The 22,836-nt window shown below is 54.8% G+C and carries 24 protein-coding genes; 14 read left to right on the top strand and 10 right to left on the bottom strand.

Translation table 11 applies throughout. From position 1 onward, the window contains the following. Window positions 1-22 precede the first annotated feature (22 nt). The 3 genes from MKX42_RS27185 to MKX42_RS27175 are packed head-to-tail and all read right to left on the bottom strand — an operon-like array spanning window position 23 to window position 3,943. The gene (locus MKX42_RS27185; protein ID WP_340756067.1) at window positions 23-1,246 is read right to left on the bottom strand and encodes a Ger(x)C family spore germination protein; all 1,224 of its coding nucleotides are present in this window, start codon (window positions 1,244-1,246) and stop codon (window positions 23-25) included. Then, window positions 1,243-2,340 carry a GerAB/ArcD/ProY family transporter gene (locus MKX42_RS27180; protein ID WP_340756065.1) on the bottom strand — a complete coding sequence of 366 codons (1,098 nt, stop codon included), beginning with the start codon at window positions 2,338-2,340 and terminating at the stop codon, window positions 1,243-1,245. The genes MKX42_RS27185 and MKX42_RS27180 overlap by 4 nt, the downstream gene beginning before the upstream one ends. Beyond that, window positions 2,333-3,943, bottom strand: a complete 1,611-nt coding sequence (locus MKX42_RS27175) for a spore germination protein (RefSeq protein WP_340756063.1) — start codon at window positions 3,941-3,943, stop codon at window positions 2,333-2,335. The genes MKX42_RS27180 and MKX42_RS27175 overlap by 8 nt, the downstream gene beginning before the upstream one ends. Window positions 3,944-4,130: 187 nt before the next feature. Between MKX42_RS27175 and recQ the strand changes: the two genes are divergently transcribed. From recQ to MKX42_RS27135, 8 genes are all read left to right on the top strand, one after another. Then, a complete protein-coding gene (gene recQ, locus MKX42_RS27170; RefSeq protein WP_340756061.1) occupies window positions 4,131-5,957 on the top strand; it encodes a DNA helicase RecQ in 1,827 nt (608 codons plus the stop codon). Between the two features lie 15 nt (window positions 5,958-5,972). Continuing rightward, window positions 5,973-7,901 (top strand): B12-binding domain-containing radical SAM protein, encoded by a 1,929-nt coding sequence (locus MKX42_RS27165; protein WP_340756059.1) that lies wholly within the window; start codon window positions 5,973-5,975, stop codon window positions 7,899-7,901. A gap of 304 nt (window positions 7,902-8,205) precedes the next feature. Further along, window positions 8,206-8,715: a GNAT family N-acetyltransferase gene (locus MKX42_RS27160; protein WP_340756058.1), complete on the top strand. Its 510-nt coding sequence runs from the start codon at window positions 8,206-8,208 to the stop codon at window positions 8,713-8,715. Next, window positions 8,708-9,295 (top strand): nucleotidyltransferase family protein, encoded by a 588-nt coding sequence (locus tag MKX42_RS27155; RefSeq protein WP_340756057.1) that lies wholly within the window; start codon window positions 8,708-8,710, stop codon window positions 9,293-9,295. The genes MKX42_RS27160 and MKX42_RS27155 overlap by 8 nt, the downstream gene beginning before the upstream one ends. Before the next feature lie 91 nt (window positions 9,296-9,386). Beyond that, entirely contained in the window at window positions 9,387-9,527 is a 141-nt protein-coding gene (locus MKX42_RS27150; protein WP_340756056.1) for a hypothetical protein, read from the top strand. A gap of 55 nt (window positions 9,528-9,582) precedes the next feature. Beyond that, window positions 9,583-10,425, top strand: coding sequence for a hypothetical protein (locus MKX42_RS27145; protein ID WP_340756054.1), 843 nt, complete (start codon window positions 9,583-9,585; stop codon window positions 10,423-10,425). Window positions 10,426-10,504: 79 nt separating this feature from the next. Further along, on the top strand, window positions 10,505-10,753 hold the full coding sequence (locus MKX42_RS27140; RefSeq protein WP_340756052.1) for a hypothetical protein: 249 nt from the start codon (window positions 10,505-10,507) through the stop codon (window positions 10,751-10,753). Between the two features lie 36 nt (window positions 10,754-10,789). Next, the gene (locus MKX42_RS27135; RefSeq protein WP_340757849.1) at window positions 10,790-12,193 is read left to right on the top strand and encodes an aldehyde dehydrogenase family protein; all 1,404 of its coding nucleotides are present in this window, start codon (window positions 10,790-10,792) and stop codon (window positions 12,191-12,193) included. A 78-nt stretch (window positions 12,194-12,271) separates the two neighbouring features. On the opposite strand, the gene MKX42_RS27130 is transcribed toward MKX42_RS27135, so the two are convergent. The 4 genes from MKX42_RS27130 to MKX42_RS27115 form a co-directional block, all read right to left on the bottom strand. Further along, window positions 12,272-13,222 carry an alpha/beta hydrolase gene (locus tag MKX42_RS27130; RefSeq protein WP_340756050.1) on the bottom strand — a complete coding sequence of 317 codons (951 nt, stop codon included), beginning with the start codon at window positions 13,220-13,222 and terminating at the stop codon, window positions 12,272-12,274. A gap of 87 nt (window positions 13,223-13,309) precedes the next feature. Continuing rightward, window positions 13,310-14,278 (bottom strand): type I phosphomannose isomerase catalytic subunit, encoded by a 969-nt coding sequence (locus MKX42_RS27125; protein ID WP_340756049.1) that lies wholly within the window; start codon window positions 14,276-14,278, stop codon window positions 13,310-13,312. Window positions 14,279-14,398: 120 nt separating this feature from the next. Further along, entirely contained in the window at window positions 14,399-14,995 is a 597-nt protein-coding gene (locus tag MKX42_RS27120) for a class I SAM-dependent methyltransferase (RefSeq protein WP_340756047.1), read from the bottom strand. Then, window positions 14,995-15,951 (bottom strand): TIGR01212 family radical SAM protein, encoded by a 957-nt coding sequence (locus MKX42_RS27115; protein WP_036696094.1) that lies wholly within the window; start codon window positions 15,949-15,951, stop codon window positions 14,995-14,997. Before MKX42_RS27115 ends, MKX42_RS27120 begins: the two co-directional genes overlap by 1 nt. A 246-nt stretch (window positions 15,952-16,197) precedes the next feature. On the opposite strand from MKX42_RS27115, the gene MKX42_RS27110 reads away from it, so the two are divergent. Both MKX42_RS27110 and trmB read left to right on the top strand, forming a co-directional pair. Continuing rightward, entirely contained in the window at window positions 16,198-16,371 is a 174-nt protein-coding gene (locus MKX42_RS27110) for a hypothetical protein (RefSeq protein WP_340756045.1), read from the top strand. A gap of 201 nt (window positions 16,372-16,572) precedes the next feature. Continuing rightward, entirely contained in the window at window positions 16,573-17,289 is a 717-nt protein-coding gene (gene trmB / locus MKX42_RS27105) for a tRNA (guanosine(46)-N7)-methyltransferase TrmB (RefSeq protein WP_076160578.1), read from the top strand. A 71-nt stretch (window positions 17,290-17,360) separates the two neighbouring features. Here the strand turns inward: trmB and MKX42_RS27100 are convergent, their stop codons facing one another. Further along, entirely contained in the window at window positions 17,361-18,509 is a 1,149-nt protein-coding gene (locus MKX42_RS27100) for an MGDG synthase family glycosyltransferase (RefSeq protein ID WP_340757847.1), read from the bottom strand. A 54-nt stretch (window positions 18,510-18,563) separates the two neighbouring features. Then, the gene (locus tag MKX42_RS27095) at window positions 18,564-19,091 is read right to left on the bottom strand and encodes a phosphatase PAP2 family protein (RefSeq protein ID WP_036696099.1); all 528 of its coding nucleotides are present in this window, start codon (window positions 19,089-19,091) and stop codon (window positions 18,564-18,566) included. A 412-nt stretch (window positions 19,092-19,503) separates the two neighbouring features. Here MKX42_RS27095 and MKX42_RS27090 point away from each other — a divergent pair, with 412 nt between their 5' ends. From MKX42_RS27090 to rplT, 4 genes are all read left to right on the top strand, one after another. Beyond that, window positions 19,504-20,745 (top strand): glycosyltransferase family 2 protein, encoded by a 1,242-nt coding sequence (locus tag MKX42_RS27090; protein ID WP_340756043.1) that lies wholly within the window; start codon window positions 19,504-19,506, stop codon window positions 20,743-20,745. A 284-nt stretch (window positions 20,746-21,029) separates the two neighbouring features. Further along, window positions 21,030-21,527 (top strand): translation initiation factor IF-3, encoded by a 498-nt coding sequence (infC, locus tag MKX42_RS27085; RefSeq protein WP_036696103.1) that lies wholly within the window; start codon window positions 21,030-21,032, stop codon window positions 21,525-21,527. A 57-nt stretch (window positions 21,528-21,584) separates the two neighbouring features. Then, entirely contained in the window at window positions 21,585-21,785 is a 201-nt protein-coding gene (gene rpmI / locus MKX42_RS27080) for a 50S ribosomal protein L35 (protein ID WP_036696104.1), read from the top strand. A gap of 31 nt (window positions 21,786-21,816) precedes the next feature. After that, window positions 21,817-22,176, top strand: coding sequence for a 50S ribosomal protein L20 (gene rplT, locus MKX42_RS27075; protein WP_036649386.1), 360 nt, complete (start codon window positions 21,817-21,819; stop codon window positions 22,174-22,176). Window positions 22,177-22,259: 83 nt separating this feature from the next. Here rplT and MKX42_RS27070 read toward each other — a convergent pair whose 3' ends face one another. After that, complete coding sequence (locus MKX42_RS27070) at window positions 22,260-22,802, bottom strand: acyl-CoA thioesterase (protein ID WP_036696107.1); 543 nt, start codon at window positions 22,800-22,802, stop codon at window positions 22,260-22,262. Between the last annotated feature and the right edge of the window lie 34 nt (window positions 22,803-22,836).

Genomic DNA, 22,836 nt, shown 5'->3' with positions numbered 1-22,836 from the left:
GGTTACCTGCACGGACGGGCGCTTAATCATGCTTGAGGCTCACTCTGCGGATATGCAGGGTCAGTCTGATCTCTACATCAACACTGCTGTACAGGCTCTCCCAGTCGTTTTTGCCGTGGATGTGTTCCCTCCAGTAGGCGGGATGATGGCTTCTGATCTGTTCACCCATGCCAAAAATATCAGAGTGGTCCTGCTGGGTCTGCTTCACCAGCCCGTGCAGCACCTTCTGAATCTGCTGCTGGAAATCCTGTTCGATCTCATGCAGCTTCTGCGGGGAATTGACGGGGACATCACTGCTGTAATGCTCATCCAAATCCCCCTCCAGGAAGATGTCATAGGCCAAATAGGGTTTGCCGTCCTTGATGTAGCTCCGGGTGCGGGTGAAGCGTTCATTGATCTTGGTCATGACAATCCCGAGCTCCTGCGTGCGGAGCAGAGTGGAATAGCCGCCGGGGTCCATCCCCTGCATCGCCATGAATCCGCCGATCTCGATCGGGGCAGTTTTGCCCGCCATCCGGCCGCCGCTGAAATAAGCCAGCCCTTTGATCAGAATATTGTCCCTGTTGCGCAGTGCGACATAAGGCAGATAGGCGCTTTGTCCCCATTTGGAATCTGCTGACCAGAATGTGCCGATATAATCCCGGGGGAACTTGCCGGAGGAGACGGACTTCTCCATCATGGACAAAATATAAAGAGTAGGCACACGCTGCAGCGGCGGGTTCACATCCATGAAGGCGGACGCGCGGCCCTCGGAGACGAGCAGCCAGGTTCTGCGCCGGATTTCCGGGTTGCGCCGCAGATAATCATTCAGCTCGGCAAGGCTGCCCCGGGCAATCTCCTCGCTGATGATGATGATCCGCAGGTGAACCAGATAACGCGGGTCGGCAATCTGCTGCTGCAGATTATTCATGGCGTCATCGAGCGAGATGCCGCGCACGCTGACTACCCAGACAGGACTGGTCTTGCCTTCCCCTGCGCTGCCGCCGGTGCCGGGGCCCAGCGGGACTCTGCCCGGGACGGCAATCTGGGCGGTGACACTGATCATCTCCGTAGGCAGAGAGTTATCATGGATGTGAGTCACCAAGTCTTCTTTTTGCGTATCGTCTGCAGGGATCTTGTCAATGGATAGGCCGAGAACCAGCGCGCGGTCCTCAATCTCCACCTGATCCCAGCATCCGCTGAGCAGCGGGGCGGCTATAGTGAGCAGCAGGAGCAGGACGAGCGTGCGCGGAAGCTGTATATTCATGAGGTCACCTTCTTCCTGTGGCGTCTGAGCAGATAGACCGTCCATAACAGCAGAGGATAGCCGAACATCAGCATCATGCCGGCATTGCCGAGGTGAAGGGCCCACCGGTAAGATTCGAACACATTGGAGGGCAGCATGGCCAGGATGAACATCACCGGCAGCAGGACCGTGGAGGCCATCCGCTGATCACGGAATCGCAGCAGCTTGTGCAGCAGATAGGCAGATATGTAATAAGTAGTGTAGATCGTCGTGTAGACAGAGATGACCCAGATAATAATGAAGATAGCATCCAGCCGCTCCAGGAATCCTTCGCCAAAGGCCGCCGAACGGGCCATCTCCAAGGTAGGGTAGATCAGCAGCTTGGTCTCCTCGGCACCGAATATCCCTACAGAGGCAATGACGATCAGCACGTAGATTGCACCCGACAGGAAGATGGCCCAGGCCCCTGCACGAACCGCATGCCCGGGCTTCTCCATGAATGGAATCAGCAGCACGATGACGAAGGAGCTCTGGAACAGATAGGTGGCCTCCTGCGCTCCTTTCCAGAACTGGAGGCTGGGAGCCATCAGGACAGGCTGCAGATTGAGCATCTCCACATTTTTGAGCGAGAGCAGAATGGTGACCAGAATAGAGCCTACAATCAGCGGCAGATAGAAAAAGTGGATATAGGAGAACTTCACAACGTTGCGCCTGGAGGACAGCAGACTGATAAGCAGCATCAGGAAGATGGTTGCTTCGATCGGTGTTTTTTTGTAAAGCACGGTTGTGGCGACATCCCCGAACTGGCGTACAGTGAGGCCGGTGAGTATAATGAACAGCAGCATAATCACCACAGTGAAAATAGCAGCAAGCGGGCGTCCGATCAGGCGGCGGCTGAACACAAACAGGGTCTCCTGCGGAAACCTTTGGCAGAGGGAGGCCAGCAGCCAGTAGCTGATGAAGGAGAAAAGTACGCCGCAGAATGCAACAAGGGGAGCGCTGCTGTTACCTGCTTCGGTCATGTAGCGCGGGAAGCTGAGGATGCCTACTCCGATAATGGTGCTGCTGATCACGGCTGCTGCGCGCAGAGTCGTAATCTGGCGCGGATTATTCATCGGTCTCATCTCCCTGCCTGAGAATCTGGTCAATCTCTGCGGCCGGCACGCTGCGGGGCAGTCTGTCCGTATCCCGGGCATGCAGGAAGCTGGGGCGGCGGCGCATCCACCAGAGCGGCACCCGCACCAGCGTATCCTTCAGATCACGCCATTTGCCGGGAATGTAAGGGGACATATAAGGAACGCCGAAGGACTCCAGGAACAAGAGATGGTTCAGAATCAGAATCGTGCCAATCATAACCCCGTAGAGGCCGAACATACCAGCCAGAAGGATCAGCGGAAACCGCAGCATCCGCAGGGCGATCGCTGCATTGTAGGCGGGGGTGGCGAACGAGCCGATGGTCGTCAGAGCGACAATGACAACCGTGATCGGGCTGGCGAGTCCTGCGCCCACTGCAGCCTGTCCGATGACGAGGACGCCTACAATAGATAATGCCCCGCCGATCATCTGCGGCAGCCGGATCGTCGCTTCCCGCAGCACCTCCATGGATACCTCCATAATCAGTACCTCCAGCACAGCCGGAAACGGCACGCCCGCACGGCCGCCCGAGATAGCCACAGCGAAATCTGTAGGCAGCAGTTCGGGGTTATACGAGATCACAGACACATATAATGCCGGGAAAAACAGTGAGCTGGCCAAAGCAATCAGCCGGATGATCCGGATCAGGCTGCCCATAATGAAGCGTTCCGTATAGTCATCCACCGTCTGGAAGAACTGGTTGAAGAGGGCGGGAACAATCAGGGCAAACGGGGAGCCATCTACAAGAATGGCGACTCTTCCTTCCAGAAGGGCGGCCACAGTTTTGTCCGGCCGCTCAGTGCTCTGAACCTGAGGGAAGGGGGAGAGCGGCTGGTCCTCGATGAACTGTTCGATGTATCCGGCATCGAGGATGCCGTCGGTATGAATCAGCGAGATTCGGCGCATAACTTCAGCCACCAGAGCGCTGTCTGTGACGCTGTCTATATAGCATAGAGCCACCCTTGACTGGGTACGCTCCCCGAGCGGACTGATCTCAATCCGGAAGTCTGTGCTCTGCAGCCGGTAGCGCAGCAGGGAAAGGTTGTTCTCCAGCTTCTCCACATAGCCTTCACGGGGCCCGCGGATGACCTGCTCCGTCTGCGGCTGCTCGACCCCGCGCATCTCAATCTGGCGCATCTCCATGCGGAGCGCCTCGGGAACCCCGTCAATCAGCAGAATCAGTTCGCCCTTCACGGCTGCTTGGGGGAGTGCGGACAGATCGGCAGTCGTGGTGCCTTGAGTGACCTGGACGGCAGTACTCCAGATATATTGAATCATTCCGCCTTTATCCTTAGGAACCTCAGGCTGGCCTGGGGGCGGAGCCATCAGCGGCTTGAGCACATGCTCGCGTACCTGCTCCATATTCACGAGTGACGTGAAGAAGAGCATAGCAGCAGGATAAGCCCCGAAGAGCAGAAAGGCGCGTACGACCAGGTCACCGTTCTCCCCGAGCCTGGCTTGAAGCTCCGGCAGATCAGTCTTCAGCTTTCCTGTAAGCCTGCTGCCGCTGGCCGGCTTCGGCTCTGGAGGAGAAGACTGTTGCTTATCTATGTAGGAAGCATATTTATCTTTCCAGTCTTGCAAACGGGCGGCCTCCTTCATAGGGCAGATGGATGAATCTATCTAAAGTGTTGCTTGATCGTGCAGTTTTTATGTAATTTCTATGTGTAAGTCCAGGAAGGAGTGCTATGATATCTGCTTCAGGCGGTTGCTTGGCAGCGGGTTGCCCGGTAAACTAAAAGGTAGAAAGCCTTAAGGAGTTTGAAGAGCTATGGAGATGCAAGGATCATTAATGGAGCAGGCCCAGGCCGAGCTGCAAAAATATTACGGTTATCCCGATTTCCGGGACGGCCAGAAAAAAATTGTGAACAATCTGCTGGAAGGCCGCGATACGCTTGGCATTCTGCCAACCGGAGGCGGCAAATCCATCTGTTATCAGGTTCCGGCGCTGCTGCAGCCGGGGCTTACCCTGGTTGTCTCGCCGCTGATCTCCCTGATGAAGGATCAGGTGGATGCTCTGACGACCGCAGGGATTCCGGCTGCTTATATCAACAGCACCCTGAGCGGCAAAGAAGTGAATGAGCGCATCCGCGCGGCCCGCCGCGGCGATTTGAAGCTGCTCTATGTAGCTCCCGAGCGTCTGGAGCTGGATTGGTTCCGCCTGGAGATGGCAGGATTGAATATCTCCTGCGTAGCAGTGGATGAGGCGCACTGCGTCTCGCAGTGGGGCCATGACTTCCGCACCAGTTATCTGGCAGTGTCCCCGTTCGTGGAGCAGCTGCCGCAACGTCCGATTCTTGCGGCCTTCACCGCTACGGCTACCCCGGAGGTCATGGAGGATATGGTCCGGCTGCTGCGCCTGCGCGAGCCGGGCGTCTTCATGACCGGACTTGGCCGCGACAATCTGGCGATGTCCGTGCTGCGCGGAGAGAACAAGCGTGAGTTCGTGCTGGATTACGCGGCTCAGCATGCCCACCAGCCGGGCATCGTGTATGCGGCCACCCGCAAGGAGGTGGATGATCTCTACCAGCGCCTTCAGGCCGCAGGCATCACCGCCGGGCGTTATCATGCCGGAATGAACGACCAGGAGCGGGCGGACAGCCAGGAAGGCTTCCTGTATGACGATATCCGCGTCATGGTCGCTACGAATGCCTTCGGGATGGGGATCGATAAGTCTAACGTGCGTTATGTCATCCATTACAATATGCCGAAGAACATGGAGGCCTATGTTCAGGAGGCGGGTCGTGCGGGGCGTGACGGGGAGCCAAGCGATTGTATCCTGCTGTTCAGTGCGCAGGATATCATGACCCAGAAGTTCCTGATTGAGCAGAACCCGCAGGACCCGGAACGCAAAGCCAACGAATACCGCAAGCTCCAGCAGATGATCGAATACTGCTACACCACCCGCTGCCTGCGCAGTGCGCAGCTCGACTATTTCGGCGAGAGCCATGACGACGATCACTGCGGGATCTGCAGCTCCTGTACCGACGAGCGTGAGCTGGTGGATATCACGGTTGAAGCGCAGAAGATCTTCTCCTGTATCCACCGGATGCGGGAGCGTTACGGCGTGGCGCTGGTCTCCTCCGTGCTGAAGGGCTCGCGGAACCAGAAGGTGCTGCAATACGGCTTCGAGAAGCTGCCGACCCACGGCGCTATGTCCAGCCGCAGCGAGAAGGAGATTACCGAGATCATCAATATGCTGATCTCGGAAGGATATCTGGCCTTGTCCGAAGGCCAGTATCCGGTGGTCCGGCTGCAGCCGCTGGCAGCCGAGGTGCTGCGCGGCCAGCGTCAGGTGCATCAGCGTGTCGCCCGCAAGCTGGTCACCTCCGGCACGCGGGACCGCAGCCGCTCGCGCGATACTTCGCCGTCAGCGGTCAACGAGACGGTGTTCGAGCAGCTGCGCCTGATCCGCCGCGAGCTGGCGGGGCGCGAGCATGTGCCGTCGTACATCATTTTCAATGATGCGACGCTGCGCGAGATGAGCGTGGTCTGTCCGCAGACGGAATCGGAGATGCTTAGGGTGAAGGGTGTCGGTGAAGTGAAGTACCGGAAGTACGGCAAGGCCTTCCTGGAGTTTTTTCAAAATGAAATGTAAAGAAGGTTATAAGGCATGAGAATCATCCTGGCCACATTAAATGCCAAATATATTCATACGTCGCTTGCGATCCGGCTGCTGAAGGCGTATAGCGAGCATGAGTTCAAGGATATCCTTTTGGCGGAATATACCATCAAAGATCCCGCGATGAATATCGTGTCTGACCTCTTTCAGAAGCGGCCGGATGTGATTGGCTTCTCCTGTTACATCTGGAACATCGAGGAGACCATCAAGCTAGTTGGAATTCTCAAGCAGGTCATGCCGGAGGTCAAGATTGTGCTGGGCGGGCCGGAGGTATCCTATGAGCCGCTCTACTGGATGAAGCGGGAGGCCGGAGTAGACTTTGTCGTGAACGGTGACGGGGAAGAGACCTTCCACCATCTGCTGCAGGAGATCCGGGACGAACATAAGTACCATTTCGTATACGGTGCGGCATACCGCAAGGGCGAAGAGCTGATCGTCAATCCTCCCCGTCCCAAAAGTGATCTCAATACCCTTCCGACCCCGCACCGCTTCGCGGAGGATCTGCCGGAGCTGAGCAAGCGTATCGTTTATTTTGAGACGAGCCGGGGCTGTCCCTTCAACTGCCAATTCTGCCTGTCCAGCATTGAGGTGGGCGTGCGTTATTATGATATCGAACGGGTGAAGGCCGATCTGCTCTACCTGATTGAGGGCGGTGCCAAGGTGATCAAGTTCCTGGACCGCACGTTCAATATCAACCGCAATTATGCGATGGAGATGTTCCAGTTCCTGATCGACAATCATCAGGGCTGCGTGTTCCAGTTCGAGATTACCGCCGATATTATGCGTCCCGAGGTGCTGGATTTCCTGGCGCAGAACGCCCCTCCGGGCGTCTTCCGCTTCGAGATCGGCGTCCAGTCGACGAATGATGAGACCAATGAGCTGGTCAAGCGCCGCCAGAACTTCACCAAGCTGTCGCGCACTGTGATGAAGATTAAGGCCAGCGGCAACATCGACCAGCATCTCGATCTGATCGCCGGACTGCCGATGGAGGATTACGCGACCTTCCGCAAGACCTTCAATGACGTCTTCGCCATGGAGCCGGAGGAGCTGCAATTAGGGTTCCTCAAAATGCTGCGCGGCACCGGGCTGCGCGCCCAGGCAGCCAAATATGACTACACGTACATGGAGCATGCGCCGTACGAGATTCTCAGCAGCCATGTCATGCCGTTCGCCGATATCATCCGGCTCAAGCGGCTGGAGGATGTGCTGGAGAAGTACTGGAACAGCCAGCGGCTGGCTCATTCGGTCAAGTACCTGATCCGCCATGTCTTCCCGTCCCCGTTCGACTTCTTCCAGGAGTTCGGGGACTACTGGGAAGAGCGGGGCTGGCAGAAGATCGGGCATCAGCTGGAGGATCTGTTCACCCGGCTGCATGACTTCCTGACGGACCGGAGCACGGCCTCCATGGACATTGTCACTGGCCTGATGAAGCTGGACTACTTCCTCGCCCACAAGTACAAGCCACGCAAAATCTGGTGGGACGATGTGCTTGATAAAGCAGAGTGGGCGAAGCACCTGAAGCAGATCGCCAGTCAGCCGGAGCGGATCTCGGCCAAGCTGGCGGAGGCCGGACTTAGCGAGCGGGAGCTGCAGAAGTTCATCGTGCTAGATGAGCTGCCGTTCCGCCTTGCGCCGGTGCTGGACTCGATCAGCGGGCTTCGCTATGACGGGGAGCTAGGCGCTGAGGCGGGGGCACAGGCTGAAGCTGGTGCTGATGCCGGGAACGGGGACGCCCGGGAGCTGCTTGGAGCGGTGGCCGAAGGAGAGTCGGCGGAGCTTGCGGTAGCAGTGGCCGAGGCTGGGGCTGGGGCGGTCCATAACAATCCGCACCCTGGGGCAAGCGATGGCCGCACGCTGCTGGTCGTCCTGTATCAGCAGGACGAGAGCCAGCGGGCGCAGTATTTTACGCTGCCTCTATAGGGGAATGCCCATGACTACACTGGACACCTGCCTGCCGATGCGGATGTATGCGAAAAACTGAACACATCCGGCGTTCCGTGGGCGCTTGAACCAAGTGTAATCGAAAAACCGACCACAATTAGCGCTGTGTGGGCACGTCGGCCAAATGTAATCGAAAAACCGACTACATTCGGCGTTGCGTGGGCACGTGGACCAAATGTAATCGAAAAATCGACCACATTCGGCGTTGCGGCCGCAAGGGAGCATGAGCGGGAGTCGGTTACCTATGGGGGGCATACAGTTGAGTCAGGAGCAGCACATATCATTGTTTAGGTACGGTGACGAGCACGGGGAGCAATTCAAGGACCAGTTACTTGGCTTTAAGCTTCCGGCGGAGCAGTTGCAGTTCACCGGGCTGCCGGAGGAGACGCTTCAGGACCTCAGGGAGGATGCCGGTAAGGCCGGGGTGGTTATTGCTCATGGAGAACGGGCGGTAGGCTTCTTCATCCTACATACTGGTGAAGGTATCTCGAATTTCTACCAGGACTACCAAGGAGCAGTTCTTCTCCGGGTCTTCCTGATGGACTGCGCCAGCCAGGGCCGCGGGTTCGCCAAAGCAGCGATGGCACTGCTGCCGGATTTTATCCGCCGTCACTACCCTGAAGCCCGACAGATGGTGCTGGCTGTGAATGAACGCAATACCGCCGCCAGTCAGCTATATCTCCGCGCCGGATTTCAGGATCACGGCCTGCGGCGCAGCGGGAGCAAGGGAACGCAGCTGATTTTGCAGTACGGGCTGTCTAGCGGGAGTGTGGGGGATCTGGGCGATGGATAGTTGCTATGAAATGTATAATCGTCTTACGGAGCTATTCACCCGCGATACATTGCTAATGGATATTTTCAAGCGTGCCCAAGGTTTGGCCCCGTTCCCTTACTACATAGGTGCAGGATGCTTGGTGCAAACGGTGTGGAATGAGCTTACCGGGCGAGCGCCGGGGTACGGAATTAGTGACATCGATATTATTTACTATGATGCGGCCGATTTGAGTTATGCTGCTGAGGATGCGATGGTTGCTAAGGGCAGGGAGCTTTTTAAGGATATTGCTATCCCGGTCGATCTCAAAAATCAGGCTCGGGTTCATCTGTGGTATCCGCAGAAGTTCGGTGTGGAGATCACCCCCTACCTCTCCCTGGAAGCAGCAATCGACAGCTGGCCGACTACAGTGACCTCGCTGGGAGCAAGGCTTGAGCTGAACGGTGAATGGAAGATTTATGCTCCATTTGGTCTGGAGGATTTGTTTCAACTGGTTCTGCGGCCCAACAAAGCGCTGATTACCCAAGAGATTTACCATACCAAAACGCAGAAATGGAAGAGTAAATGGCCGGAGCTTAAGGTGGTTCCTTGGGGGCAGTGAGACTCTGACCGTTTTTGGGCGAATAGACGGCGGAGCTTATCCTCCCGGGGCAACTAAGCTGTGGGAATCCAAGGAACTGATGAGGAACCGTGTGGAGAAGGTGATTAACCAATATTTGGGCTTCCAAAAGGTGATTATTACCGGACACGGTATGGCTTTTCGTACCTTGTTAGGAGAATTAGCTGAAATTCCACATGCCTCAATCAGCGAGTACACTAAAGTGAACACCTAATTGTATTGGCTCTTTCCCTGCCTATCCTTCTAAATCGTGAATGGGGGAACGATGCATGCAACCGAAATTAATCTTAATCGAGGGTCTACCCGGCTTCGGGAAGTCCACAGCGGCACAGCTGGTTTACGAAATTCTTACGGAGGCGGGCAATAATGCTCAGCTATTCCTTGAGGGGAATTTGGATCATCCGGCGGATTATGACGGCGCCGCTTGTCTTACAAAGGCAGAGTACGATGAGCTGCTGGGGATGTGGGCCGATTCAAGGCATATATTAAGTCCGCGGACAACTTTTCATGACGGCTATTACCTTGTCGAATACCGGAAAATAGTAAATGAACACGAGCCTCTCCTTCCAAAGGAATGGATGGACACATTAGCCCGGAAGGATGTATATGAACTGCCGCTGGCTCAGCACAGGAAGCTGATTACAGCAAGATGGGGACAGTTTACGGAGATGGCCTTGCAGGGAACGGACACGTATGTGTTTGATTGCTCTTTCATTCAGAACCCTGTAACCATGGGAATGATCAAGAATGAAGCAGCGGACGAGTACATGATAAGCTACATTCTGGAGCTGGAGGCCATCATTAAGTCTTTGAATCCGCTGCTGATTGTTATCGAACAGGACGATCTGGAATATGCTTTCCGCAAAGCGGTCCAGGAAAGAGCCCAAGAGTGGTCGGAAGGGTTCATCAAATATTTCACCACCCAGGGGTATGGCTTAGGACAGGGCCACCAGGGCTTAGAAGGAACGCTTCAGGTTCTTGAGGCAAGACGGGAACTGGAAGAGAAGATATATAACGGCCTAACTATCGCCAAGAAAAAAGCAAATAACTCTTCGTATGATTTAAATGCCTACAAACAGGCTTTAGCGGAGGTTTTAGCAGAATATTTTTAACGCGGCAACCGGCCGCAGTTAGGCCAACAAGATGCTGAAATCCTGGTTCAGGCTCTGGACGGAATGAAGCTCTTCGGATATGCCGGGCCGCTGGCAAATCTCGGGTATAGTACAGCCGCTATGGCAGTTTGGAGCTGCCCGTGAAAGCTATGAACAGCGGTTTACTCCTGAAGCCAGCGATGCGCTAGCGGTGCTGCTGCTGGAACTGCCGCCAGCCTTGCGCTGGCACCGGAAGCAGGAGGTCCACCGTCATCTCGCCGGTCATCAGGGCGAGATTCGGGCAGCCGATATTCATACAGCATGGCTGCAACTTGCAAATAGGGAGTGAGAAAATTTGAAGCTGCAGGAATGTTACGGCTTATGGATGTCCGGCCAGTGGCACAAGGCCGGGAAATACAAGGACTTATATAATCCATACAGCGGGGAAGTATTGGCACGGATTGCCCAGGCAGATGCCTCTGAGGGAGTGCGGGCAATCGAGGCGGCTCACGAAGCCTTTGCTGTCTTCGGGCGGATGACGGCCTATCAGCGCAGCGAGATTCTATACCGGGTGGCCGGGCTGATTGACGAGCGCAGGGAAGAACTGGCCCGGGTGATAGCAATGGAAGCGGCCAAGCCCCTCAAGGCAGCCAGAGGCGAAATTGCCCGGACCGTGGAGACCTACCGTTTTGCAGCCGAAGCTGCAAAACAGGTGACCGGTGAGCAGGTTGCGATGGATGCGGCTGAAGGCGGACACCAGCATTTCGGCTTTACAATCCGGGTCCCCATCGGGGTTGTAACAGCTATTACTCCGTTTAATTTTCCGTTTAATCTGGTAGCCCATAAGGTGGGACCGGCCCTTGCGGCCGGCAACACCATTGTGTTGAAACCGGCGGAGCAGACACCGCTAAGCGGGTTGCTGCTTGCCGGGCTGTTTCAAGAGGCGGGGCTGCCGGCCGGAGTGCTGAATATTGTGACCGGTGAGGGAGCGGAGCTGGGGGAAGTACTGACGACCCATCCGCTGGTCCGCAAGATCAGCTTTACCGGGAGCTATGCCGTGGGCCAGCTGATTCAGCGGCAGGCGGGTTTGCGCCGCACCACTCTGGAGCTTGGGTCCAACGCTGCTTTGATTATTGATGAGAACACAGACATTGCGGCGGTTGCCGCCCGGTGTGTCAGTGGTGCTTTTGCCTATAACGGGCAAGTCTGTATTTCCTTGCAGCGGATTCTAGTCCATCAATCGCTCTATGAAGAATTCAAACAACATTTTGTCACAGCAGCAGCAAAGCTTATAACCGGGTCCCCGCTGGAAGAAGCTACGGATGTGACCTCACTGATTTCGGAGAAGGCGGCAGACCGTATTATGAATTGGATCGGGGAAGCCGTGGCAGGCGGCGCTGTGATCGAAACAGGCGGCCTGCGCTCAGCCAGAAATATTATTGCCCCTACCCTGTTGACTCAGGTGCCCCGCAGCGCCAAGGTATGGACAGAGGAGATATTCGGACCCGTTGCGGTGCTTCTGCCCTTTGACCACTGGGAGGAGGCAATCCGCGAGGTGAATTCTTCACGCTACGGTTTGATGGCGGGGGTGTATACCTCTGACATCAAGCGCGCTTTTCAGGCTGCCCGTGAACTTGAGGCCGGCGGTGTAGTCGTTAATGATATTCCGACGTTCAGAGTGGATCATATGCCGTATGGCGGTGTGAAAGACAGCGGTAAGGGAACCGAAGGCGTTGCTTACGCCGTACAGGAGATGACACAGCTGAAGCTGATATCTTTTAATGTGTAGAGACCGGTTCCGCAATTCCAATAAACACAAGGCAGCGATCCTCCCAATAAGAGGGGAATCGCTGCCTTGTTGTTTTTGTTAATAACTAATCATGGACCCGGCAGGCAGGTGGCGGGCGAGCCAGTCCAGCACATCGGCCGTAACCTCGTCCCGGTTGACCTCGTTCAGCATCTCATGCCGGCCTCCCGGATACAGCCTGCATTCTACATCCTGAAGCCCTTGCTTCCGGTATAACTCAGCCAGACGTATCACCCCTTGGCCATTACTCCCCACAGGGTCCTTCTCGCCTGCGAACAGGTAGACCGGCTTGTTGCTGCATAAGTGCTGAAGAGTGGATTTGGTATGAAGCTCCCGCAGCATATGGAAGAAATCCCGGAAGAAGCGGGTGGTGCAGATCGCCCCGCAGTACGGGTCGGCAATGAAGTGGTCCACCTCCTCCGGGTCGCTGCTCAGCCAGTCAAAAGCCGTCCGGACCGGAGAAAAGGAGCGGTTGTATGCGCCAAACACAATTCCGTTCAGCAACACGCTGCGGTGGTGGTCTCCCTGGAGCCTTAACTGCACCTTCGACAAGGACTCCGCCAGCCGCAGCATGCCCCGGGGACCGTTGGTGCCGCTGAGGATGAAGCCGCTGTAGATCTCGTGGCCTTCCTCGCACATCAGCTTCTGAGCCAGAAATGAGCCCATGCTGTGCGCGAACAGGAAGATAGGCACGTGCTCATGCCGGGAGCAGGCGAGCTCTGCAAGCTGAAGGAGATTGCGCCGCATCCAGTAGAAGCCGTTCTCCCCGCTGTCGCCGAGCAGGTTGACTCTGCCGGCGGTAAGGCCATGTCCCCGGTGGTCATTGGCATACACAGCATAACCGGCTGCGGTGAGCGCCGAGGCGAACCGGGCATACCGCCCAGCCGTCTCACACATACCGTGTGCAATCTGCACAATCCCCCGGATCTCCGTTCCCGCGTCCGGCAGCCATTCATAGACATGGATTTTGACATCTAAGGGATCAGTCATGGTAAAAGTGTTCTCAGTCATCGCCTGTCCTCCTGAAAGTGAAATTCAGCATTCCTAGCGTAAAGAGTACCTGTTGCTTCTGATCCAAGTGAAACGCAGTCCGGCTGCTTAAGGCAGATAAGAGCGCAGCACTGTAGATTGTCCTTCAATACTGTAAGCGCCGAGGCTGGACGGAAGCAGATAGCATTCGCCCGCTGCATATGGCTGGGAGCCGCCCTCCCAGATCAGATGGCCGCTGCCCTCACAGATCACCAGAATGGTGAAGCTGTCATCGGTGGTGGCGAGCTGCCATTCACCAGAGACGATTCCTTTTTCCACAATAAAATAAGGCGAGGAGGCAATTCTAAGCCATTCCCCGGCCACAGCACCATCTGTCTTCATCGAAGTCGCGCCTGCTCCCTCATAGGCAGTCACATTCAGGGAATCCTCGATATGCAGCTCGCGCGGCTTCCCGTCCAGACCCGGACGGTCATAATCGTAAATCCGGTATGTAGTGTCAGAGTTCTGCTGGATCTCTGCTACAACGACTCCTGCACACAATGCATGTACAGTCCCGGCAGGGATATAGAAGGAGTCACCGGCAGCTACAGTCACTTCCTGCAGGCTGTCCATAACCGTTCCGTTCTCCAGCGCGTCCTTCAGCATCTCGCGGGTGACGCCTTCCTTCAGGCCGTAGATGATTTTGGCGCCCGGCTTGGCGTCCAGCACGTACCACATTTCGGTTTTGCCCAGCTCTCCCTTGGGAAGACCGGCATAATCATCCGTAGGGTGAACCTGTACGGAGAGGTTATCGTTGCAATCCAGCAGCTTGATCAGCAGCGGGAATCTTCCGCCTTCCTCCGTGATGCCCTTGCTGCCGAACCACTCGTGCCCGAACTGCTCACGGATGGCATCCAGGCCTTGTCCGGCCAGCTCGCCGTTGACTACAGAGGAGGTGCCGTTCGGATGATCGGCAATCATCCAGCCTTCGCCGATATGGCCTTCGGGCAGATCCAGGCCGAATTTCTCCAGCGCCCGGCCTCCCCAGACACGTTCTTTGAATTCCGGCTGAAATTTCAGAGGATATGGTTTCGTCATTACAACATCTTCCTTCCTGATAATAGAATTGGTGATTTGTCTTGTCCCGGGCTGTCAACCCGATGATAGTGTCCCGGGAAAATACAATCGCTGCGAAAACTGGGCGATTGCAATCTCTGATCAGCTTCTTTTCTTCTCTACAGCTACAACATACGGGGCAGACTCTCGCTGAAGCTGCCGGTACACGATAGTCTGCGCGTCCTGCTGGGCCAGTCCGGCGGCCCAGGCTTCGACAGCGGCGGCTTCGCTGCCGCCGCCTTCGTGGCCGGGATACAGCACGGCCGTGATGATCCCGCCCGGGCGAAGCAGCGCTAGCGCCGCCTCCAGCGCGGCCAGCGTGCTTGCCGGTTCGGTGATGATGGTCTTATCGGCATCGCCCGCAGGCAGATAGCCGAGGTTGAACATCACCGCCGAGACCGTTCCGCGCCAGGCGGGCGGAACGGCTGCAGCCATGGCTGCATGGCTCTGCAGCAGCAGCGTCACGGGAGCCAGCGCAGCAGGCGCTTCCTCCCGGGCCAGCCGCAGGCGCTCGCCGGCAAGAGCCAGCGCCTGCGGCTGGATGTCGAACCCGTACACCCCGCCGCGCGGCCCGGCCGCCTTGGCGAGGAACAGAGTGTCGGCGCCGGTCCCCACGGTGGCGTCGATAGCCAGTCCCCCCGGCGAGAGCCGCTCAGCGGTCAGCTTATGGGCGAAGCTAAGGACAGACAGGAAGCCCATCAGCCCTTCCTCCAGTACTTACCCTGCCAGGTGTCCCTGGCAACCAGTTCCTGGTCAATGGCATTCAGCACTTCCCACTTCTTGAGGCTCCACATCGGGCCGATCAGAGCATCGCGCGGGGCATCGCCGGTTAAGCGGTGGACAATCATGTCCGGCGGCAGAATTTCCAGCGAATCGGCGATGAGCTTCACATATTCATCCTGCTCCAGGAACCGCAAGAGCCCGGCTTCGTACTGCTTCACCATCGGCGTTTTGCGCATGAGGTGAAGCAGGTGGATTTTGATTCCCTGAACCCCCATATTCGCTACAGCAGCTACAGTCTCCAGCATCATCTCATGCGTTTCCTGCGGAAGCCCGTGAATAATATGGGTACACACCCGGATGCCGTGACGGCGGAGCTTCGCAACAGCTTCAGTATAGCAGGCGGTATCATGCGCGCGGTTAATCAGATCCGAAGTGGACTGATGAATGGTCTGAAGCCCCATTTCCACCCATAGATAGGTGCGCTGGTTCAGCTCCGCGAGATACTCCACTACATCATCCGGCAGGCAGTCGGGGCGGGTGGCAATGGCGAGGCCGACAACCCCGGGCTGCTGCAAAATGACTTCATAATATTCCCTTAGCTCCTCGACAGGAGCATACGTATTGGTATAGGCCTGGAAATAGCCGATATATTTGGCATTCGGCCATTTCTGATGCTGGCGGTCGCGGATATGGTTGAACTGGGTGACCAGATCATCCCGGCGGCTTCCGGCGAAATCGCCTGACCCTCTGGCACTGCAGAACGTACAGCCTCCTTTTGCAATGGAACCATCACGGTTCGGACAGGTGAAGCCCGCATCGAGCATGACCTTGAACACCTTGGTATCCATCTGCCCGCGCATTTCGTAGTTCCAGGTATGGAAGCGTTTATCCCCCCACAGAAGCGGAGAGGAGGCTTGTTGAAGATTAGACATGTGCAGCTCCTTTCATTAACCTTCCCATTGTATCAAAAATCCGTGATGAACGTAACAATCCCTCCCGGAAATCCGCCGAAAAAAAACTAAAAATAGGCTGTGAATTACCGCCATTCGGCTTGAAAATGCTTACACATTATGTTATATTTAAAGTGTTAAAAAAGCCGCTGCAGCAACCACAATCATATGCTTTGAATTCATAATTTCGTGTCGTCCGGTCCATACTAAACCTTAGAGGTGATAACGATGAATTTGCAAGCGGTATTTGCTGATAACAAAGGTTCGATTGATGTGCAGCTGACTCCCGATGAAGCTCTCGCCCTGACAGGCGTAGAATTCAACGGCAACCACAAGATCAAGACAGAAGCGCAGCGGAAGATCCGCAATGCGTTCGAGAAGACCTTCGAGTTCGATAAATAAATAGCAGTCCGCTGAACGGCGGGCCGGTATTACAGAATACAAGACGCACGGAACTTTCGACCAGTCCAACAAGGGCGGGACGGAAGTTCCTTTTCTTTTGCTGAAATCCCTTTACTTTTGCCGGTAAGTTCGGCACAATATTGCAAGTGGCATTTATCCTATTCACAGATAAGGCAATAAGAGATAAGCGGAGGAGTACCTATGCGTTTACGCGGAAGAAAAGGAATACGTGAAAGTCTTGAGGAGCAGACCGATCTGGTCATCCTGGAACCACGCAGCCTGAAGGGGCGCTGGTCCGAATTGTTCGGCAATGATCATCCGATTCATGTGGAATTCGGAATGGGCAAGGGGCAGTTTATCAGTCAGATGAGCTTCAAATACCCGGAGATTAATTTCATCGGCGTAGATATGTATGACGAGTTGGTACGGCGTGCAGCCGAGAAGGCCCGGAATGTATGGGAGCCGGCAGGTGAAGAGACACCGCCGAACGTGAGAGTGGCCCTGGCCAATATCGATTACGCGGAGGAAGTGTTCGCTCCGGGGGAGCTGGAACGGATCTATCTCAACTTCAGTGATCCCTGGCCGAAAAGCAAGCATGCCCGCCGCCGTCTGACCCATCCGCGTTTTCTGGATAAATACCGCGGACTACTCAGTCCGCTCGGCGAGATCCATTTGAAGACGGATTCCCGCAGCTTGTTTGAATTCTCGCTTAATGCCTTTGCGGACTACGGTCTGCAGATGAAGAATATTTCCCTTGATCTGCATGAGGGCGGCGTAATCAACGAAGAGCATGTAATGACCGAATACGAGACCAAGTTCTATGGCCGCGGCGTGAACATTCACCGCTGCGAGGCGATTGTCGGAGATGAGGCACTGAAGCAATATCAGGCCACCCGTCTGGACAAGTACCGTCTCTAGATGCATTGCCGGTTTATTACAGCAAAAGGCAGTCCGGTTCGTTCATACCGGACTGCCTTTTGCGTTCTAACTTAAGTTCTTAACTTTCCCTGCTCTGCTCGCGGTTTATCCAGCATATCAATAATGCTTTGGGCGCTTTGCAGCGGGTTGTACCTGGAGATGGCCTCCAGATGGGCCTTGCGCGCCGTGCGGACATTCCCGTAATCATTCAGCAGCCTCTCCATCCACCTGTCAACTACATCGAGGGAGCTGATAGGCTCCCCCAGGCCGGCGGCAGTAAAGTAACGGCAGTTCTCTTCTTCCTGGCCCGGCAGCGGAGAGTGGAAGAGCATGGGAAGGCCCTTGGCCAAGCCTTCGCTGCAGGTCATGCCGCCCGGCTTCGTGACCAGCAGGTCGGATACCTCCATCAGCTTGTCAATCTCCCGGGTGAAGCCCAGCAGCCTGATGTTGGGATGCCTGAACCGCTCGTCTTGCTTCATCTCCTGCAGCAGCTTGTCATTCTGGCCGAGGCAGAACACAATCTGCACCTTGTCCCGCCATCCGGTCAAGGCCGCGTTCACTACTTCATCCTTCATCATGCCCCATCCGCCGCCCATAACCATGACCGTTGGAATACTCAGCAGCTTGAACTGCTCTTGAATGTCTTCCCGGCCGTGCTGCTCCCAGAAGCTCGGGTGTACAGGGATCCCGGTTACCCGGATTTTGAAGGCGGCAACACCCCGGCGGCGAAGCTTCGCCTTGACCTCGGGAGTGGATACCAGATAGCGGTCCACCTGCGGGCTGATCCAGCTGGCATGGGCGTCATAATCCGTAATGACCGTAATCAGCGGGGCCTTCAGCGACGGATGAAGCCGCTTCAGGCGTGAGATAACAGCACCGGGAATGAAGTGGGTACAGACGATGATGTCCGGCTTCAGCTGCTTCACAATATTTTGGGCATGCGTATAAAACAAATGGTGCAGGGCAAGTGTGGTAAGACGATTGAATGATTTCTGGTGACGGTACACGTAGCCCATCAGCCGGGGCTGGGAGGTGACCGTCTTGCGGTAGGCCGAGACAATCAGCGGGGCCACCTTGGGATTCAGGAAGCTTCCCAGCTCAAGCACCTTGGTCTGCACCTCCGGAGACAGCTTCCGCAGGCTGCTCGACAGCGCATATGCAGCCTGGGTATGCCCGGCACCGAAGCCCTCCGACAGCAATAATATTCTTTTTTTGCGCAATGTATAGTTCACCTGTTCCCTAGAGGTATTCACTGGCCGGACGTCCCTCAGGCATCATATCCAGAGGGCAAGCGTACCGGCTGCGACTCCAGACCCAATGACTGCTCCAGCCAGGACATCAGACGGATAATGCAGCCCGAGGTAGATCCGGGAGAATCCGACTGTGCAGGCCAGAGGAAGCAGAACTGCAGTCAGGACAGGATATGCTATCATATAAGGAACCGTTGAGGCGAAGATAGCGGTCGTATGGCCTGAAGGAAAAGAATGATCCTTAAGCGGATTACGGAACGTATTGGTGTCCGGCAGGGCCAGATAAGGCCGCAGGCGCGGGTAGAGCTTTTTGGCGATAGCGACGGGCACATGGCTTATCGCCAGCGCGGCCAGCGCTTGCAGCCCTGTAGTTCTCCATGGCTGCGGGCACACTGCCCAGACCAGGAGATTGATGCCGATCGCACTTGTTGCACCTCCGAGATGAGTGAGGTAGAAGAGCCAGAAGTTCAGAAACGGATTGTGCATCCGTCCGTTAATCCATTGAAACACCCGCTGCTCCAGGAGATGCAGTTTCTTGAATAAAGGTCTCATATCATGTCCCTCCGATAGTCCGGCTAAAAGAGTTCTGGCGCAGCTTAAGCAGCAGATTTCACGGCCTGAAGCTGTCTTTATCATACTTTTTTAAGGTAGACCGTTCAAGAAAAAGCTCAGGTCCGCTCGAAAAATGTCTCTTTTGACTTGGGAGCCCCAAAGCGTCTACAATGATTCAAGCAGGAAGAACGCGTTTATAAGGTAACAGAGAAATAAGGAGCCAGCCAGTACACTGGAATCCATATTCATATCTTCTGAACGTGACCATACAAACTCGGAATCCTGCCCGAAACTAAGGGGAAATTCTTGTCTACAGTAAGGGATGCAACAAAAGGGTCAGATAGAACGTTAGCAAGTTAGAGAGAGAAAGAGAAAAAACATCAAGATTTGAAAAAGGGGGCATCTAAAGATCATGACAGACGCACTGTTTGTTACGCTCCAAGTGATCTTGGCGGCAATTGCAGTTTATCAGTTTGCATTCTCACTGTTTGGACTGCGCAAGAAGAAGAATAAGGTTAAGTATGCGCCGCAGAAATCATTTGCCGTGCTGGTTGCTGCGCATAACGAAGAAGAAGTGGTCGGCGCCCTGATGGAAAACCTGAAGCAGCTTAATTATCCCCAGGAACTGTACGATGTATTTGTCATCTGTGACAATTGCACGGATAATACAGCTGCGATTGTACGGGAGCACGGCATGAATGCCTGTGTACGTACCAACAGTAACCTGCGCGGTAAAGGCTATGCCATCGAGTGGATGCTGAAGGAGCTGTGGGCGCTGCCCCGCCAGTATGACGCTGTTGTCATGTTCGATGCCGACAACCTTGCGCATACAGAGTTCCTGACAGAGATGAACAACGATCTCTGTTCAGGCGGACGGGTTATTCAAGGCTACATCGATACGAAGAACCCGGAGGATTCCTGGATTACGGCTGCATATGGCGTATCCTATTGGTACATTAACCGGCTGTGGCAGCTGTCGCGCCATAATCTTAAGATGGCCAACTTCCTCGGCGGAACAGGTATGTGCTTCGAGACGAACCTGCTGAAGGAAATGGGCTGGGGCGCAACCAGTCTGGTCGAGGATTTGGAATTCACCATGCGCAGCGCCTCCAAGGGTGTATATCCAAAATTTAATTATGATGCCAAAGTATTCGATGAGAAGCCGCTTACCTTCAAGGCATCCTCCAGACAGCGTCTGCGCTGGATGCAGGGTCATTTCACCGTAGCCCGCCGTTACTTCTTCCCGCTGCTGTGGCAGGGGATTAAGGAACGCAGCCTGACGAAGTTCGACCTGGCACTCTACGGAGCGAACGTATATATTGTGTTGCTTACATTCCTGATGACTGCCGTAATGTTTGTGGATAATGCTGTGTTCGACGGTCCGCATATTGCGAATATTTACGGACATCTGCCACTTTGGCTCGGGTACTTTGCCGTAGGAGCGAACATTCTGACCTTCCTGCTGGCCATGGCGCTGGAGCGGGTGAAGTTCAAGAAGGTCTACCTGTACCTGCTGGTGTTCCCGGTCTATCTGCTTTCATGGTATCCCATCACGTTCTATGCGTTCTTCACGCAGAACAACAAGCAGTGGAGTCATACCAAGCATACGCGCGTAGTCCGGCTGGAAGAAGTGCAGAGCAAGCAGGTTTCATAATCCGCGCTGCAAATTAATAATTTCAGAAGATGTTGACATCTTAGGTCTGATGATGTATAGTATTCAAGTGTGCAAAACATAGGGATTGCAAGCAGAAGCACCGGCTTCTCACCTGACTGGCTAACAGCCTGCTGGTTTTGATCTCAATGCTTTATGAATGGTTACAATTCATGAACGTTGATCAAACGGGGTGTCGGGGAATTACCGGCATCCCTTTTTTATGGAGAACCGTAATATATTATCTGAAAATTATTCGGAGGTGGAGGATTATCAGTAAGGAACATATGATCAATGATGAAATTCGTGCCAAAGAGGTTCGGCTGGTCGGAGCAGAGGGTGAACAAATCGGGATCAAGCCGATCCGCGAGGCGTTACAAATGGCGATCGATCTTAATCTGGATTTAGTCAACGTAGCACCGCAGGCGAAGCCGCCGGTATGCCGCATCATGGATTACGGCAAGTTCCGTTATGAAACGCAGAAGAAAGAGAAGGAAGCCCGTAAGAACCAGAAGATCGTGGATCTCAAGGAAGTCTGGTTCCGTGCAAACATTGAGGAACATGATTATCAGACCAAGTTCCGCAATGTAATCAAGTTCCTGGGCGAAGGCGATAAAGTGAAGTGCTCCGTCCGTTTCCGCGGCCGTGAGATTACCCACGCTAGTATCGGCCAGAAGATCCTGGAGCGCGTGAAGAGCGAAGTAGAAGAAATTGCTGTTGTAGAGCGCCAGCCTAAGCTGGAAGGCCGCAGCATGATCATGATTCTGGCTCCGAAGCCCCAATAATCTTGGAGTCACTTGCATAGCAATCTGGCGCCGCATAATATTCAAGGAGGAAACACCATGCCTAAAATGAAAACACATAGCAGCCTGAAAGGCCGCTTCAAGATCACTGGAACTGGTAAAGTATTGCGTTACAAAGCTCACAAGAACCACTTGCTGTCCCACAAATCGAAGCGTGCAAAACGCGTATTGAACGGCAATCCGGTAATGGCCCCTGGGGATGTAAGACGTTTGAAACAAGGACTCGCTAACTTGAAATAGTTAATCACACATTTTTGGGAGGTTTATTAATATGGCAAGAGTTAAAGGCGGATTTGTAGTTCGTCGTAGACATAAAAAAGTATTGAAGCTGGCAAAGGGTTACTTCGGTTCCAAGCACCGCATTTTCAAAACAGCTAAAGAGCAAGTAATGAAATCGATGGTTTACGCATACCGTGACCGTCGTCAGACTAAACGTAACTTCCGCAGACTGTGGATCGTTCGTATCAATGCTGCAGCCCGTTTGAACGGTCTGTCTTACAGCAAGCTTGTATACGGCCTGAAATTGGCTGGTGTAGAAGTGAACCGTAAGATGCTGGCTGATCTGGCAGTGAACGATCTGAACGCCTTCAACTCCCTGGCTGTTGTTGCCAAAGAGAAGATCAACGCGTAAGAAGCTATAAACCGAAAAGCACCGCCTGCGGGTTCTCCCGTGTGACGGTGCTTTTTTGTGCGGCGGGAACCGCCGGATGACGGCTATTCCCAGTATTTTGTAGTGCTGAGCAGCGAAGCGAGTTTCTTGCTGCTGGAGCGTCTCAGCTTGCGCAGGGCGGACCGCTCGTCCGCAGACTGGCAGATCAGCTTCTCTTCGTCGGTCTGGGCCACGATGGCCGGAACAGGGGCTGTAGTGCCGTCTTCATTCATGGCTACGAAGGTCAGGAATGAAGTAGCGGCAACGGCGCGTTCGCCTGTATAGAGATTCTCGGAGATAATCTTGACGAATACCTCGATGCTGGTACGGCCCGTCCAGGAGACAAAGGATTCGAAGCAGACGGAATCCGTCGGCCGGATCGGCAGGAGGAAGTCTACAGAGTCAGCGGATGCCGTTACGACGTTGACCCGGCAGTGGCGCATGGCCGAGATGGAGGCCACTTCATCAATGGTGCTCATCAGCTTGCCGCCGAACAGTGTCTTGTGATTGTTCACATCATTCGGGAAGACACGGCCGGTTTTGAATACGCGGGATTCATGACAGTATTTGAAGTCGGGTGCAGCTTGTGGTGTGTGTTCTTGTTCCATTTTCAGTAACTCCCTTTGCGTACAAGATGTAATC

Source organism: Paenibacillus sp. FSL R7-0204 (genome assembly GCF_038002225.1).
In the GTDB taxonomy this organism is placed as follows: domain Bacteria; phylum Bacillota; class Bacilli; order Paenibacillales; family Paenibacillaceae; genus Paenibacillus_AQ.
This window is presented reverse-complemented; position numbering and strand designations above follow the sequence as displayed.

What these genes read in the sequence shown, in the direction of transcription:
- recQ (WP_340756061.1), top strand. Translation starts at nt 4,131, where the DNA reads ATGGAGATGCAAGGATCATTAATGGAGCAGGCCCAGGCCGAGCTGCAA.
- MKX42_RS27090 (WP_340756043.1), top strand. Translation starts at nt 19,504, where the DNA reads ATGACAGACGCACTGTTTGTTACGCTCCAAGTGATCTTGGCGGCAATT.
- rpmI (WP_036696104.1), top strand. Translation starts at nt 21,585, where the DNA reads ATGCCTAAAATGAAAACACATAGCAGCCTGAAAGGCCGCTTCAAGATC.
- MKX42_RS27185 (WP_340756067.1), bottom strand. Translation starts at nt 1,246, where the DNA reads ATGAATATACAGCTTCCGCGCACGCTCGTCCTGCTCCTGCTGCTCACT.
- MKX42_RS27070 (WP_036696107.1), bottom strand. Translation starts at nt 22,802, where the DNA reads ATGGAACAAGAACACACACCACAAGCTGCACCCGACTTCAAATACTGT.
- MKX42_RS27145 (WP_340756054.1), top strand. Translation starts at nt 9,583, where the DNA reads ATGCAACCGAAATTAATCTTAATCGAGGGTCTACCCGGCTTCGGGAAG.
- MKX42_RS27110 (WP_340756045.1), top strand. Translation starts at nt 16,198, where the DNA reads ATGAATTTGCAAGCGGTATTTGCTGATAACAAAGGTTCGATTGATGTG.
- MKX42_RS27125 (WP_340756049.1), bottom strand. Translation starts at nt 14,278, where the DNA reads ATGACGAAACCATATCCTCTGAAATTTCAGCCGGAATTCAAAGAACGT.
- MKX42_RS27135 (WP_340757849.1), top strand. Translation starts at nt 10,790, where the DNA reads ATGTCCGGCCAGTGGCACAAGGCCGGGAAATACAAGGACTTATATAAT.
- MKX42_RS27155 (WP_340756057.1), top strand. Translation starts at nt 8,708, where the DNA reads ATGGATAGTTGCTATGAAATGTATAATCGTCTTACGGAGCTATTCACC.
- MKX42_RS27130 (WP_340756050.1), bottom strand. Translation starts at nt 13,222, where the DNA reads ATGACTGAGAACACTTTTACCATGACTGATCCCTTAGATGTCAAAATC.
- trmB (WP_076160578.1), top strand. Translation starts at nt 16,573, where the DNA reads ATGCGTTTACGCGGAAGAAAAGGAATACGTGAAAGTCTTGAGGAGCAG.
- rplT (WP_036649386.1), top strand. Translation starts at nt 21,817, where the DNA reads ATGGCAAGAGTTAAAGGCGGATTTGTAGTTCGTCGTAGACATAAAAAA.
- infC (WP_036696103.1), top strand. Translation starts at nt 21,030, where the DNA reads ATGATCAATGATGAAATTCGTGCCAAAGAGGTTCGGCTGGTCGGAGCA.
- MKX42_RS27095 (WP_036696099.1), bottom strand. Translation starts at nt 19,091, where the DNA reads ATGAGACCTTTATTCAAGAAACTGCATCTCCTGGAGCAGCGGGTGTTT.
- MKX42_RS27140 (WP_340756052.1), top strand. Translation starts at nt 10,505, where the DNA reads ATGCCGGGCCGCTGGCAAATCTCGGGTATAGTACAGCCGCTATGGCAG.
- MKX42_RS27180 (WP_340756065.1), bottom strand. Translation starts at nt 2,340, where the DNA reads ATGAATAATCCGCGCCAGATTACGACTCTGCGCGCAGCAGCCGTGATC.
- MKX42_RS27165 (WP_340756059.1), top strand. Translation starts at nt 5,973, where the DNA reads ATGAGAATCATCCTGGCCACATTAAATGCCAAATATATTCATACGTCG.
- MKX42_RS27115 (WP_036696094.1), bottom strand. Translation starts at nt 15,951, where the DNA reads ATGTCTAATCTTCAACAAGCCTCCTCTCCGCTTCTGTGGGGGGATAAA.
- MKX42_RS27120 (WP_340756047.1), bottom strand. Translation starts at nt 14,995, where the DNA reads ATGGGCTTCCTGTCTGTCCTTAGCTTCGCCCATAAGCTGACCGCTGAG.